General features: G+C 65.3%; 14 protein-coding genes. 9 read left to right on the top strand and 5 right to left on the bottom strand.

Annotated elements, in window-relative coordinates; genetic code table 11:
• Positions 1-16 precede the first annotated feature (16 nt).
• The gene (locus ACODR8_RS17125; protein WP_489008384.1) at positions 17-1,066 is read left to right on the top strand and encodes a LacI family DNA-binding transcriptional regulator; all 1,050 of its coding nucleotides are present in this window, start codon (positions 17-19) and stop codon (positions 1,064-1,066) included.
• Positions 1,067-1,073: 7 nt separating this feature from the next.
• On the opposite strand, the gene rhaT is transcribed toward ACODR8_RS17125, so the two are convergent.
• The 5 genes from rhaT to rhmD form a co-directional block, all read right to left on the bottom strand.
• Positions 1,074-2,138 (bottom strand): L-rhamnose/proton symporter RhaT, encoded by a 1,065-nt coding sequence (gene rhaT, locus ACODR8_RS17120; protein ID WP_489008383.1) that lies wholly within the window; start codon positions 2,136-2,138, stop codon positions 1,074-1,076.
• Entirely contained in the window at positions 2,135-3,037 is a 903-nt protein-coding gene (locus ACODR8_RS17115) for an amidohydrolase family protein (protein ID WP_489008382.1), read from the bottom strand. Before ACODR8_RS17115 ends, rhaT begins: the two co-directional genes overlap by 4 nt.
• A 67-nt stretch (positions 3,038-3,104) precedes the next feature.
• Positions 3,105-3,854 (bottom strand): SDR family NAD(P)-dependent oxidoreductase, encoded by a 750-nt coding sequence (locus ACODR8_RS17110; RefSeq protein WP_489008381.1) that lies wholly within the window; start codon positions 3,852-3,854, stop codon positions 3,105-3,107.
• A complete protein-coding gene (locus ACODR8_RS17105) occupies positions 3,851-4,708 on the bottom strand; it encodes a 2,4-didehydro-3-deoxy-L-rhamnonate hydrolase (protein ID WP_489008380.1) in 858 nt (285 codons plus the stop codon). Before ACODR8_RS17105 ends, ACODR8_RS17110 begins: the two co-directional genes overlap by 4 nt.
• A 22-nt stretch (positions 4,709-4,730) precedes the next feature.
• Positions 4,731-5,915, bottom strand: a complete 1,185-nt coding sequence (rhmD, locus tag ACODR8_RS17100) for an L-rhamnonate dehydratase (RefSeq protein ID WP_489008415.1) — start codon at positions 5,913-5,915, stop codon at positions 4,731-4,733.
• 189 nt (positions 5,916-6,104) lie between these two features.
• On the opposite strand from rhmD, the gene ACODR8_RS17095 reads away from it, so the two are divergent.
• The 8 genes from ACODR8_RS17095 to ACODR8_RS17060 all read left to right on the top strand — a co-directional run.
• Positions 6,105-6,944: an IclR family transcriptional regulator gene (locus ACODR8_RS17095; protein WP_489008379.1), complete on the top strand. Its 840-nt coding sequence runs from the start codon at positions 6,105-6,107 to the stop codon at positions 6,942-6,944.
• 197 nt (positions 6,945-7,141) lie between these two features.
• A complete protein-coding gene (gene lra1, locus ACODR8_RS17090) occupies positions 7,142-7,906 on the top strand; it encodes an L-rhamnose 1-dehydrogenase Lra1 (protein ID WP_489008378.1) in 765 nt (254 codons plus the stop codon).
• A 121-nt stretch (positions 7,907-8,027) separates the two neighbouring features.
• Positions 8,028-8,828 carry a rhamnogalacturonan acetylesterase gene (locus ACODR8_RS17085; protein WP_489008377.1) on the top strand — a complete coding sequence of 267 codons (801 nt, stop codon included), beginning with the start codon at positions 8,028-8,030 and terminating at the stop codon, positions 8,826-8,828.
• Complete coding sequence (locus tag ACODR8_RS17080) at positions 8,825-9,805, top strand: alpha/beta hydrolase (RefSeq protein WP_489008376.1); 981 nt, start codon at positions 8,825-8,827, stop codon at positions 9,803-9,805. Before ACODR8_RS17085 ends, ACODR8_RS17080 begins: the two co-directional genes overlap by 4 nt.
• A complete protein-coding gene (locus ACODR8_RS17075; RefSeq protein WP_489008375.1) occupies positions 9,802-10,572 on the top strand; it encodes a (Fe-S)-binding protein in 771 nt (256 codons plus the stop codon). The genes ACODR8_RS17080 and ACODR8_RS17075 overlap by 4 nt, the downstream gene beginning before the upstream one ends.
• On the top strand, positions 10,569-11,963 hold the full coding sequence (locus ACODR8_RS17070) for a lactate utilization protein B (protein WP_489008374.1): 1,395 nt from the start codon (positions 10,569-10,571) through the stop codon (positions 11,961-11,963). Before ACODR8_RS17075 ends, ACODR8_RS17070 begins: the two co-directional genes overlap by 4 nt.
• Positions 11,960-12,619 (top strand): LutC/YkgG family protein, encoded by a 660-nt coding sequence (locus ACODR8_RS17065; RefSeq protein ID WP_489008373.1) that lies wholly within the window; start codon positions 11,960-11,962, stop codon positions 12,617-12,619. Before ACODR8_RS17070 ends, ACODR8_RS17065 begins: the two co-directional genes overlap by 4 nt.
• A gap of 82 nt (positions 12,620-12,701) precedes the next feature.
• The coding region (locus ACODR8_RS17060; protein WP_489008372.1) for a 5-deoxy-glucuronate isomerase at positions 12,702-13,305 on the top strand (604 nt) is incomplete at its 3' end.

The raw sequence follows: 13,305 nt of genomic DNA, 5'->3' as shown, positions 1-13,305 counted from the left end.
GCTAGGACGGAATGCGATGCAGACGACCGACCGGAAAAAGCTCCCCACCATCCGCGATGTCGCCGCCCGCGCAGGCGTGTCGGTGATGACCGCGTCGCGCGCGATCAACGGCAAGGCGCTGGTCAGCGCGAAGGCGCAACGCGCGGTCGAGCAGGCGGTGGCCGAACTGGGCTTTGTCCCCAACGCATCGGCCCGTGCGCTGGCGGGCGGGGTCGACCGGCGCATCGCCCTGCTCCACAGCGACAGCACGACCGCGGCCTATCTGGGCGAATTGCTGCTCGGCGCATTGGGCGAAGCATCACTGCGCCGCCTGCATCTGGTGGTAGAACAATGCGCGCCCGGTGCGTCGGCGCAAGTCGTTGCCGACCAGATCGATCATGCCCGTGTCGCGGGCGTCATCCTGCCTCCACCCTTGTGCGACTGGACCGATCTGGTCGATCAGCTGCGCCAGCGCGCCATCCCGGTCGTCGCCATCGCGCCCGATGTCGATAGCGGTGATGTGCTGACCGTGGGCATAGACGATCGCCACGCCGCCTATGACATGACCCGCCACCTCATCGACCTTGGCCATCGCCGCATCGGCTTCATTCAGGGCAATCCCCGCCACCGCGCCAGCGCCCGGCGGCTTCAGGGCTTTCGCGATGCATTGGCCGGTCATGGCATCGGCGTGGACGAACGCTGGATCGTGCCGGGCGACTTCTCCTACCGCTCCGGTCTGGACGCGGCGCTGGCTCTGCTGAACCAGGACGATCGCCCCACCGCCATCTTCGCCTGCAATGACGACATGGCCGCCGCCGCGATCGCCATCGCCCACCAGCGCGGCATCAGCGTCCCCGCCCGGATCAGCATCTGCGGCTTTGACGACACCCCGCTCGCCAGCGCGATCTGGCCCGCGCTGACCACCATCCGCCAGCCGATCCGCGAGATGATCCGCGAAGCGATTGGCCTGCTCGCCAACCTGTTCCGCGCGCAGGATGAAGGCGCCGATCGCCCGTCACTGGCCCGCGTGAAACTCGACTATCAACTGATCCGCCGCCAGTCCGACGGCGTACCGACGCCGCCTTAACGCCCCATCACACCGCCAGCCGGTTGCCATAGCCGATGATGATCGTCGCCAGGATCAGCAGCCCGACCCCGCTCCACACCATCCGCCGCACCGCGGGTGCGGCATCCTTCCACTCGCGAAAGGCAAAGCCCCAGCAGGTGCCAAAGATGATGATGGATGCCATGTGCAGCGTCCAGCTGGAAAAGCCGAACCGGCCCATCTGGCTTTCGCCCATCGTGTAGAAGAAGAATTGGAAATACCAGGCCGTCCCCGCCAGCGCGCAGAGCAGGAAATTGGGCAGCAGCGCCGGGCGCTGTCCCTGCGCATCCGCCGCGCCCAGCCATTGCCCCGCTGACCTGTTCTTTACGATCAGCCAGGCGCACCACAAAGCGTTGGTCACAAGCCCGCCGAACATGACGATGCACAGGGTCGGCAGGCCAACCCATAGCGGCCCGGTCCCCGCCGCTCGGCTGAGGTCATTGACCGGCTGGCCCGCCGCCAGGCCAAAGGCGAAGCAGGACGACATGATGCCGGAAAAGATGGCGACGGCGATGCCCTTCTTGAAATCAAATTCAGCGACCACCGCCGCTTTCTGCTCCGGCGAAAGCGCTGCATCCTTGCGCGCCCCCGCCATGGCGACGACGATGATGCCCAGCACGGTCACCGCCAGCCCCAGCAGCACGATCTGCCCGGACAGGGTTCCTGCAATCTCGCGCATGAACGTGCCGTCCACGATCGGCGGGATCAGCGTGCCGAACACGGTGCATAGCCCCAGCACCACGGCCATCCCCAGCGACAGCCCCAGATAGCGCATCGTCAGGCCATAGGTCAGCCCGCCAAAGCCCCAGAGAAAACCGAAGAACATGCACCAGCCCACAACGCTGCCCGGCACACGGGCCATCACCCCCGTCAGGTCATTGGTCTGGATCGACGCAAAGAACCAGGGCGCGATGACCCAGGAAAATATCCCCCCGGTCAGCCAGAAAATCTCCCAGTTCCACCGCTTCACCCCACGATAGGGGACGTAGAAACTGGCCGAGGCGAGACCGCCCAGCCAGTGGAACAGCACGCCGAGCAACGGATTGGGGGTCATAGTTCAAGTCCCAGACGATAGAGGCGATTGGCGTTGCCGCCGAACAGGGCGCGCCGCTCTGCTTCCGGCAGATCGGCGACGATGGCGTGATAGGATTCCATGTAACGATCGATGCTGCCGAACAATTTGTCGGTCGGCGTGTCGCTGGCGAACATGCAGCGCTCTACCCCGAACAGGTCGATCGTCTCGCGGATGAAGGAGGCGATATTCTCTTTGGTCCAGTCGCGGCGGATGAAACCCATGCCCGACAGCTTGACCGCAACATGCGGCAGCGCCGCCAGCGCCGCCATGCCGCGCCGCCAATCGCCAATGCCGTCGGCGTCGGTCAGCACCGGCATCCCCATATGGTTGATGATGACCGGGATGGCGGGATGCCGCTCGATCAGGGCAACAAGCCCCGGTATCTGCCCCGGATAGCATTGCAGGTCGAAGGACAGACCATGTTTGGCCAGCAGCCCATAGCCTGCCTGCCACGCCGGATCGCGCGTCAGGTCGACCGGCCCATAGGTCCGCGTGGGATCGGGATGCCAGTTGACGATATGGCGGATGCCCTTCACCCGGCCATGCGCCGCCTGCGCTGCCAGCAGCGCATCGACATCCGGGTCGTTGAGCGCGGCAAAGGCGACGATCCCGGTCGGCAACCCTTCGATCGCGGCCAGCCCGTCCAGCCACTGCGTCTCCCGCAGCGCACTCTCCGCCGCCGCCCCCGCATCGACATGGACGGCACCGACGACGTTCCACCGGGCCAGGTCTGCGCGATACTCCGCCACGCCATAGTTATGCGCAATGGCCTCGACACTGCCATTCGGCCCCTCGTCGGAGAAAGGCGGGCTGAGCCAGTCATAGCGGATATGCGCCAGATCCCACAGATGGATATGCGCATCGACAAAGGGAATCATGCCCGTCCTCTCCCATGGAGAAGCAGCGCGCTGGCTCTTTCCGTCCAGTCGCGCCGCGCGACTTGTCTTAAAAGGTCGTCCGCCCGCCTGACGTGTCGAAGGTCGACGCCGTGGTGAAGCTGCACTCCTCGCTCGCCATGAAGCACACCATCGCGGCGGATTCGCTGACTTCGCCCAGACGGCCCATGGGAATCTTCGACCGCATATAATCGACCTGGCTCTGCGGCAGCTGCGCCAGGATCGGGCTTTCGAAGGTCGCAGGCGTCAGCGCATTTGCGATCACGCCCTTGCCCGCCAGTTCCTTGCCCAGACTCTTGGTCAGGCCGATCACCCCCGCCTTGCTCGCGGAGTAAGCGGACGCATTGGGATTGCCCTCCTTGCCCGCGACCGAGGCGAGATTGACGATCCGCCCATAACCGTTCTGAAGCATGTACGGCACCACCGCCCGGTTGCAGTAGAACAGGCCATTCAAATTGATGTCGATGACCCGCTGCCAGCTGTCGAGCGGATAGTCCCACACACTCGCGGTCGCGCCGGTGATCCCCGCCGAACAGACGAGAATGTCGATCTTGCCCAGCGCTTCGGCGCTCGCCTTGGCCGCTTCTTCCACCGCCGCCTGATCGGACACGTCGAGCGCGGCTACGGCGCTCGCACCGACCTCATCCCCGGCCGCAGCCAGCGCTTGCGGGTTCACATCCCACAGCACCACCTTGCCACCTTCCGCGACGATCCGCGCGGCGACCTGTTTGCCCAGCCCCGACGCGCCACCGGTGACGATGGCGCAGCGCCCTGTATAGCGTCCTGCAAAAATGCTCATCCCAGCACCTCGTCACCCAGATGCCGCCACTCGACGACCTTCTGCGTCTGCTTGCCCAGCTTCGCGATGCCCAGTTCCATGACGTCGCCAGCCTTCAGGTAGATGGCGGTCGGCTTCTTGCCCTCACCCACGCCCGGCGGGGTGCCGGTGATCATCAGGTCGCCCGGATAAAGAGTAAGATATTCGCTGACATAGGAAATCAGCTGCGCGACATTGAAGATCATCGTGCGCGTGTTGCCGGTCTGCATCCGCGCGCCATTGACGTCCAGATACATGTCCAGATCCTGGCAGTCGCCCACTTCATCGGGCGTCACCAGCCAGGGACCGGTCGGGCAGAATGTGTCATGCCCCTTGCCCTTGCTCCACTGGGTGCCGCGCTGCTTCTGGTTGAAACGCTCCGACACGTCGTTGACCAAAGTATAGCCCGCCACCTTCGACAGCGCGTCCTCTTCGCTCACAAAGCGGCAGGTCTCGCCGATGATCACGCCCAGTTCGACTTCCCAGTCGCCATGGGTCGAACCCTTGGGCAGCATCACCTCGTCATTGGGACCATTGAGCGAGGACAGCGCCTTCATGAACATCATCGGCTCGGTCGGGATCGGCAGGTTGGATTCGATCGCATGATCCTCATAATTCAGGCCAATGGCGACGATCTTGCCCACGCCCTTGACCGGCACGCCATAGCGCGGCGTCCCCTCGACGATCGGCAGCGACGCGACGTCGGCGGCCTTGGCAGCAGCCAGCGTCTCGATCGTCAGATCGGCCACCACGCCCGACAGGTCGCGAATATTCCCCTCGGCATCAACGATACCGGGCTTTTCCTGGCCACGCGGCCCAAAACGGCAGAATTTCATGGGATCAGTCTCTCTTTGGCAATCAATGAGTGTAGGGGCGGTGCATCGCGATATCGCGGTTCAGCTCGACGCCGAAGCCGGGCGCATCCAGCGCGCTGGCCTTCAGGCGCCCATTTTCCGGCACCGGCTCACCGATCAGCTGCGGATGGAACATCGGCACCACCTCGGTTGGTCCGGGATGCATCATCAGGAATTCGGCGAAGGGCGAATTGTGGCGCGTAATGACGAAATGGTAGGAATAGACCGATGATCCATGCGGCACGACCATCTTGCCATGGGCATCGGCCAGCGCGCTGATCTTGAGCAATTCGGTCACGCCGCCGCACCAGCCGACATCGGGCTGGATGATGTCGCAGCAGTCCATCTCCAGCAACATGCGGAAACCCCAGCGGGTCGCCTCATGCTCGCCGGTCGTCACCAGCATCCCCTTGGGGACGTTGCGCTTCAATTGCTGGTAACCCCAATAATCGTCGGGGCTGATCGCTTCCTCGATCCACTTCAACCCATGCTCATGGGCGGCAATCGCCAGCCGCGTGGCATAGTCGACGTCCAGCGCCATCCAGCAGTCCCACATCAGCCAGAAATCGGGACCGCATTTTGCGCGCATGTCCGCCAGCTCGGCGATATTCTTTTTCAGGCCCTCGATGCCCTCGGCCGGGCCATGGTGCAGCGGCATCTTGCCGCCGATAAAGCCCAGTTCCTTGGCGACGTCAGGCCGCGCGCCGGTGGCGTAAAATTGCAGCTCGTCGCGCACCGCACCGCCCAGCATGTGATAGACCGGCTCCTGCCGCAACTTGCCCAGCAAGTCCCACAGCGCCAGGTCGACCCCGGAAATCGCGTTCACGACCAGACCCTTGCGCCCATAATATTGGGTCGAAAAATACATCTGGTCCCAGATTTTCTCATAATCGGTGGGCGAACGCCCTTCCAGAAACCGCGCCAGATGCTTTTCCACGATGAACGCCGCCGGCTCGCCCCCGGTCGTCACCGCAAAGCCGATCGTGCCGTCCTCCGCCTCGATTTCCACCACCAGCGTGCCCAGCACATTGATGCCGAAACTCTGCCGCGACTGGCGATATTCGGGGTAACGCGACATGGGCGTGGCAATATGGTCGTCGATCCAATGGCCTTCGCCCTGGTCATGATAGTCGGCGCCGCCCCCGCGCACCGTGAAGGCACGGACATGCTTGATTTTCGGCAAGTTCACGATCGGCACACACCCACTCCCTGAACGCAGCCGCTGCCCAATATGTGGGAACCAGCAGCAAAAACTTTCACCATATGATCAAAACGCCGATAACGGCTGGGTATCGGGTGAGGTGGGTTGATTGAAACTATCAGCCCGTCCTCGCCTTCACCCTTGTTTTTCTCATTTTGTGGGATAGAGTATTAGTAGATGAGACAAAATACGTCAAATCCAGAATCGGGCGAAATGAAAATCGTTGAGGTTGAGGAAAAATCGAAGGCGGCTGGTTCCCAGACCCTGCATCGCGGGCTGGACCTGCTCGACCAGGTGATTGACGGGCCGATCAAGCTCGCCGACCTGTCGATCCGCATGGGCCTCACCCGATCGACCACCCACCGTCTCGCCAATGCGATGGTGGAGCGCGGTTTCCTGACCTTCCTGCCGCGCGAAGGCTATCAGCTGGGGCCAAAACTGCTCCAATTGGGCTTCCTCGCCCAGAGCCAGACCGACATCGTCCAGATCGCTCGCCCCCATATCGAATCGCTCGCCGCCGCCAGCGAAGATGTCGTCCATCTCGGCCGTCTCGATGGCGATCATGCGCTCTATCTCGACAAGATTCCAGGTCGCCGCCGCGTCGAAATCTCCAGCCGCATCGGCGATCGCCATCCCCTGACCTCGACGGGCCTCGGCAAGGCGCTGCTGCTCGATGAAAGCGAATCGCGCTGGCAGCGGGCGTTCGACGCCGAACGCGAAGCGGGCATCCACGCCGCCGACTATAGGCTCTGGCTCGACCGGATGCGCGCCTATGCGACCGCGGGCCGCGCCTATGATCTGGAGGAGAATGAGGACCAGATACGCTGCGTCGCCGCGCCGATCCGCGATGCGTCCGGCGCGATCGTCGCCGCGATCAGCCTGTCGAGCGCCGCCCAATATATGGACGATGATCGCATGGCCGCGCTCAGCGACGACGTCCGCGCGACCGCCAACCGGGTCAGCGCCGATCTCGGCTGGACCCCCGGCCTCAAACCCCGCCGCGCCGTGCGGCGATAGAGTGATGACGGACGCCCATCATTCCTCCCCGGTACGGGGAGGGGGACCGCCGCGAAGCGGTGGTGGAGGGGGCGGGCCGCCAACCACAAGGCGCGTCAGGACCGCTACCCCCCTCCGTCACGCGCTACGCGCGCGCCACCTCCCCTTGCAGGGGAGGATGATCATTGTCTCACACCCTGATACAGGAACCCCGCCCCATGAAACTGCTTGAAGGCAAGACCGTCCTCGTCACCGGCGCATCGACCGGTATTGGGCGCGCCGCCGCGATCGGCGCAGCGCAGCATGGCGCCAATGTCGCGATCAACTATGCCAGCAGCGACGGTCCAGCCCAAAGCTGTGTCGAGGCCATCGAAGCGCTCGGCCAGCGCGCCATCGCGGTAAAGGGCGACGTCGCCGACCCGCAGACCGCGCAGGATTTCGTCGCCAAAGCCGTGGACGCCTTCGGCAAGGTCGATGTCATGGTCAGCAATGCGGGCATTTGCCCCTTCCACGCCTTTCTCGACATGCCGGTCGATGTGGTCGAGCGCACCTTCAAAGTGAACCTGCACGGCGCCTATTTCATGGTCCAGGCCGCCGCCCAGCAAATGGTCCGCCAGGGCCATGGCGGTTCGATCGTCGCCGTCTCCTCCATCTCCGCGCTGGTCGGCGGCGAATATCAGACCCATTACACCCCGACCAAGGCGGGCGTTCATTCGCTGATGCAATCCACCGCCATTGCCCTTGGCAAACATAATATCCGCTGCAACAGCGTCCTGCCCGGCACCATCCTGACGGAGATCAACAAGGATGATCTCGCCGACGTCGAAAAGCGCACCTACATGGAACAGCGCACTCCCCTGGGCCGCCTCGGCGCGCCGGAGGATCTCGCCGGACCCATCGTCTTTCTCGCCTCGGACATGGCGGCCTATGTCACTGGTGCCGCGCTGCTGGTCGACGGCGGCATGTATGTGAATTTGCAGTGACACCCGCACCTACCCCCGTCATCCCCGCGAAGGCGGGGACCCATATCACCGCCTCGCGCCTTCCTTTGGGGCGCATAATGGGTCGCCCCCTGCGCAGCGATGACGACATTGAGGCCAGAAAATGAAACGCTCCCTCCTGGCCCCCCTCGCCGCCCTGCTCCTCACCACCCCCGCGCACGCAACCCGCCCCGGCGACACCATCCTGATCGCGGGCGATTCCACCGCCGCCGATTATGCGCCCGCCCGTTACCCGCAAACCGGCTGGGGCATGATGCTGCGCTGCGCCGTATCGCCCGACGTGCGCATCCTCAACCACGCCAGAAATGGCCGCTCGACCCGCAGCTTCCTGGCCGAGGGGCGCTGGGACGCGCTGCGCGCCGACATCATGCCCGGCGATACGGTGCTGATCCAGTTCGGCCATAATGACCAGACCCGCGCCAAGCCCGAACGCTGGGCGCCCGCGCAGACCGACTATCGCGACAATCTGCTCCGCTTCATCCGCGACGTGCGGATCGCAGGCGGCGTCCCTGTCCTTATCACCCCGGTCGCGCGGCGCAACTTCGGGCCGGACGGCCGCGCTATCGCCGATTATCCCGCCTGGTCCGCCGTGGTGCGCGACCTCGCCACCAAAACCGCCACCCCGCTCATCGACCTCGAAGCCCGCTCGCGCGCCTGGCTCGACCGCGCCGGGCCTGACGCTTCAAAATCCCTCTATCTCCACTACAGCGCCCAGGACAAAATCCCCGCCTTCCCCAAAGGCATCAGCGACGACACCCATTTCAGCGAGCTGGGCGCGCGGCAGGTGGCCGATCTGGTCGCCGACGGCCTCAAGTCCCTCGCCCTTCCCATATCCGCCAAAATAGCCGACCCTCGCCCGGCCCTGACCCGCACGACCCCGCTTGGAAGGACGGATTGCCAATGACAGCCATCGACCGCCGCTCCCTGATTTCCGGCGCACTGGCGGGTGCCGCCCTCGCCCCGACCCTTGCCCACGCACAGGGCATCCCGCTGCCGCAGGGCTTTGTCCGTTTCCCGATCTGGCCGGGCAAGGCACCGGGCGGCGATCATGTCACCGTGACCGAAGCCGAAACCCTGCGCCGCCCCGACGGCGGCCCGCATGACAGCCTCTTCACCCATGTCACCACGCCCACGCTGACGCTGCTGCGCCCAGAATCTGTAGGCGCCCAGCCCAATGGCGCGGCCATCCTGCTCATCCCCGGCGGCGGCTACAGCCGGGTCGCGATCGGCCATGAAGGCTATAGCATCGCCCGCCATTTCGCCGACGCGGGCTATGCCTGTTACAGCCTGCTCTACCGCCTGCCCGCCGATGGCTGGGCGGCCGGCCCGCAGGCCCCGTTGCAGGACGCCCAGCGCGCCCTGCGCCTCGTCCGCTCCCTCGCCTCCCGCGAACGCTATGACGCCCACCGCGTCGGCGTCATCGGCTTTTCGGCGGGCGGCCACCTTGCCGCCTGGCTCACCAGCCGCACGCCCGAACAGACTTACACGCCCATCGACGCCAGCGACCGCGAACCGATCAAGGCCGCCATCGCCGCCTATATGTATCCGGTGATCCAGATGGAGGGCGCGTTCGTCCATCAGGGATCGCGCACCCAGCTGCTTGGCCCCACCCCGTCGCCCGACATGATGCGCGCCTATTCGCTCGACCAGAATGTCAGCGCACAAACCCCGCCCATATTCATGGCCCATGCGCTGGACGACGCTGCCGTGCCGCCCGAAAACAGCCTCGCCATGCTCGCCGCCCTGCGCGCCAGGGGCATCCCGGTCGAAGCGCATCTGTTCGAAAATGGCGGTCACGGCTTCGGCCTCATCGCCCCGCCTGCCGCGCCCGCGCCATGGCCCGACCTGTTCCTCAATTTCGCGAAGCGTCACGGGGTATGACTGGTCAATCTGGGACCCGTCAGGTCGCCCTGTTCGTCACCTGCCTGGTCGACATCATGCGCCCCCGCATCGGCTTCGCTGCGATCCGCGCACTCGAAGCCGCCGGATGCGACGTCATAGTGCCTAAGGGCCAGACCTGCTGCGGCCAGCCCGCCCTCAACAGCGGCGACCGCGACCATGCCGTGGCGCTGGCGAAGCAGACGATCGCCGCGCTAGAACCCTATGAAGCCGTCATCGTCCCCTCCGGCTCCTGCGCCGGGACGATCCGCTGCCACTATCCCGAACTGTTTGAGCATGACGCAATATGGCTCCCCCGGGCGCAGGCGGTCGCCGCCAAAACCTTCGAGGTCATGGCCTATCTCGACGAAGTCTGCGGCTGGAAACCCGACCGCGTCACCCTCCCCGCCACCGCCACCTATCATGACAGCTGCTCCGGCCTGCGCGAACTCGGCATCAAGGCCCAGCCGCGTCGCCTGCTGAGCGCAATCGACGGCCTGTCGCTGACACCGCTGGCGGGCGCGGAAACCTGCTGCGGCTTTGGCGGCACCTTCTGCGTCAAATATCCCGCCATCTCCAACGCCATCGTCGGGGAGAAAGCCGCCGCGATCGACGCGACCGGCGCAGACCTGCTGCTGGCGGGTGACCTCGGTTGCCTGATGAACATGGCAGGCAAGCTCCACCGCGACGGCAGCAAGGTCCGCGCCTTCCACGCCATCGAGCTGATCGCGGGCATGGGCGACGGCCCCGCCATCGGCGAAGAAGCATGAGCGATTTCACCACCCGCGCCGACGCCGCGCTCGCCGACCCGATCCTGAAAATCGCGGTGGAGCGCACCGCCGGCACCGCGCAGGCCAAGCGCGCCATCGCCATCGACGCCTTCCCCGATTTCGAGGCCGCCCGCACCCGCGCCGCTGCGATCAAGGATCATGTGATCGCCCATCTCGGCCCCTATCTGGAGCAGTTCGAGGCGAACGCCATCGCGGCGGGCGCGCAGGTCCACTGGGCGCAAACCGCCGACGAAGCCTGCCGCATCGTCATCGACATCTGCAAAACAGCCAACGCCAAAACCGTCGCCCGCTCCAAATCCATGCTCGGCGAGGAAATCGGCCTGCCCCATGCGCTGGAGGAAGCCGGGATCGGTCGGGTCGAAACCGACCTTGCCGAACATATCATCCAATTGGCCGACGAGCGCCCCTCGCACATCATCTGGCCCGCCATGCACAAGACCAGCGAGCAGGTCTCCGCCCTGTTCAAGGCAAAGCATCGCACCCCGCATCAGGAAGAAACCATCGCCGCCATGGCCCAGAGCGCCCGGCGCGAATTGCGCGGTGCCATGCTCGGCGCGGACGTGGGCATATCGGGCGCGAACTTCCTGATCGCGGACAGCGGCGCAGTCTGCACCGTCACCAATGAAGGCAATGCCGAACTCTCGCTCGTCCCCCCGCGCGTCCATATCGTGACCGCAGGGATCGAAAAGATCGTACCGTCCATGCCCCACGCCATCCACATGCTGCGGATGCTGGCCCGCTCGGCCACCGGCGCGGCGCTGACCCAATATACGACCTTCTACAACGGTCCCAAGCGCCCCGGGGACCGCGACGGGCCGGAGGAGATGCACATCGTCCTGGTCGACAATGGCCGCACCAAAATGCGCGAAGAGGGACTGGCGGAGATGCTGCGCTGCATACGCTGCGGCGCGTGCATGAACCATTGCGTCGTGTTCCGCCAGATTGGCGGCCACGCCTATGGTGGCACCTATCCCGGCCCGATGGGCGCCGTCCTCACCCCCGCGCTCGACGGCCTCGCCGCAACCCGTGACCTCGCCCATGCCTGTACCTTGAACGGCATGTGTCAACAGGTCTGCCCGGTCAAAATCCCGCTCCCCACTTTGCTTCGGGGCTGGCGGGAGAAAAGCTGGCGCGAGGGGCTGGAGCCAACCTCCATGCGCGCAGGGCTGGGCCTCTGGGCCTGGGTCGCCACCCGCCCGGCGCTCTACCGGCTCGGCACGGCCCTGGCCATCCGCGCCATCCGCCTGCTGGGGCGCAGGGGCTGGATCGCCCGCCTGCCGCTGGCGGGCGGCTGGACCCAATATCGCGACCTCCCCAAACCCGCCGCGCAAAGTTTCATGGCCCAATATCAGCAGGAACAGCGCAAATGAGCGCCCGCGCATCAGATAGCAGGGAGGCCATCCTCGCCCGCTTGCATAGCCCCGCCCCGGACGCCTCGAAAGCCGCCGCGCTGCTCGGCACCCCCGAACGCCCGCCAGAACGCCCAGCAGTGGACGCCACCAACCTAGAATCCGAATTTCTCGCCCGGCTGGCCCTCCCCAGCGTCAATGCCAGCCATGACGTCATCGCCAGCCTGACCGATCTCCCCGCCGCCATCGCCCGCTATCTCGCCGACCAGAACGAACCCCTCACCCTCTGCTGCCCGCCCGACCCGCGCCTTGCCCCCTGCGACTGGTCCGCCTTCACCCTCCATGCCACCGCCGCGCCGGATGAAACCGCCACCCTCGCCATCGCCCGCACCGCCATCGCCGAAACCGGATCGCTGATCTTCGAAACCAGCCCAACCGCGCCGATGCTGCCCAATTTCCTGACCCTGCACCATATCGTGCTGCTGCCGGTCGCCGCCATCGCCGCCCATCTGGAGGACGCCCCGCTCCCCGGCCCGCAACCGCGCGCCCATTATTGGATCACCGGTGTCTCCGGCACGACCGACATTGAAGGCACCTATGTCCGCGGCGCGCATGGCCCGCGCTTCCTCCATGTCATCCTGCTGCGCGATGAATTTCCTCACATGGCGGACCATTAGTCCATATATCGGGAATTTATGGCTGACAGGCCGCCCGACCCCCGCTATAAGCCGGACCAAAGCCCGCCAGCGGAGAGACTTGATGTTCGACAAGACCTATTATGCGACGCACCCGGACATGATGGAGTGCGTCAGCAATGACGAACTGCGCGATCGCTATCTGATCGGCGGGCTGTTCCGCGATGGCGAATGCGTGCTGAACTACACCCATGCCGAACGCTTCGTCATCGGCGGCGTCGCGGTCGCCGATGCGCCCGTCGCGCTCCCCGCGCAGACCGAGCCCGCGTCCGCCGCTGGCCACCCCTTCCTGGAGCGGCGCGAACTGGCGATCGTCAATGTGTCAGGCGTCACCGGCACCGTGACCGTCGATGGCGAAGCCTTCACGCTGGGCAACAAGGATTGCCTCTATGTCACCATGGGCGCGAAGGATGTGGTCTTTTCCGGCGCAGGCGCGCGCTATTATCTCGCCTCCTGCCCCGCACACAAGGCGTTCACCACCCGCCTGATCTCGCTGGCCGACGCCACCACGCTCGAACGCGGCAGCCTGGAGGAATCCAACGAGCGCACCATCTATCAGCTGGTCATCCCCGGCATTTGCGAGAGCGCGCAGCTGGTCATGGGCCTCACGGTGCTGAAGCCCGGCAGCGTCTGGAACACCATGCCCCCGCACATCCATGAGCGGCGCA

The organism is Sphingobium sp. FG58, from assembly GCF_057809055.1.
The sequence above is the reverse complement of the archived record's forward strand: the minus strand, read 5'-3'. Positions and strand labels throughout refer to the sequence as shown.

Excerpts from the sequence above, each read along its gene's own strand:
- ACODR8_RS17125 (WP_489008384.1), top strand. The coding sequence starts at position 17 with ATGCAGACGACCGACCGGAAAAAGCTCCCCACCATCCGCGATGTCGCC.
- rhaT (WP_489008383.1), bottom strand. The coding sequence starts at position 2,138 with ATGACCCCCAATCCGTTGCTCGGCGTGCTGTTCCACTGGCTGGGCGGT.
- ACODR8_RS17115 (WP_489008382.1), bottom strand. The coding sequence starts at position 3,037 with ATGATTCCCTTTGTCGATGCGCATATCCATCTGTGGGATCTGGCGCAT.
- ACODR8_RS17110 (WP_489008381.1), bottom strand. The coding sequence starts at position 3,854 with ATGAGCATTTTTGCAGGACGCTATACAGGGCGCTGCGCCATCGTCACC.
- ACODR8_RS17105 (WP_489008380.1), bottom strand. The coding sequence starts at position 4,708 with ATGAAATTCTGCCGTTTTGGGCCGCGTGGCCAGGAAAAGCCCGGTATC.
- ACODR8_RS17095 (WP_489008379.1), top strand. The coding sequence starts at position 6,105 with ATGAGACAAAATACGTCAAATCCAGAATCGGGCGAAATGAAAATCGTT.
- lra1 (WP_489008378.1), top strand. The coding sequence starts at position 7,142 with ATGAAACTGCTTGAAGGCAAGACCGTCCTCGTCACCGGCGCATCGACC.
- ACODR8_RS17085 (WP_489008377.1), top strand. The coding sequence starts at position 8,028 with ATGAAACGCTCCCTCCTGGCCCCCCTCGCCGCCCTGCTCCTCACCACC.
- ACODR8_RS17080 (WP_489008376.1), top strand. The coding sequence starts at position 8,825 with ATGACAGCCATCGACCGCCGCTCCCTGATTTCCGGCGCACTGGCGGGT.
- ACODR8_RS17075 (WP_489008375.1), top strand. The coding sequence starts at position 9,802 with ATGACTGGTCAATCTGGGACCCGTCAGGTCGCCCTGTTCGTCACCTGC.
- ACODR8_RS17070 (WP_489008374.1), top strand. The coding sequence starts at position 10,569 with ATGAGCGATTTCACCACCCGCGCCGACGCCGCGCTCGCCGACCCGATC.
- ACODR8_RS17065 (WP_489008373.1), top strand. The coding sequence starts at position 11,960 with ATGAGCGCCCGCGCATCAGATAGCAGGGAGGCCATCCTCGCCCGCTTG.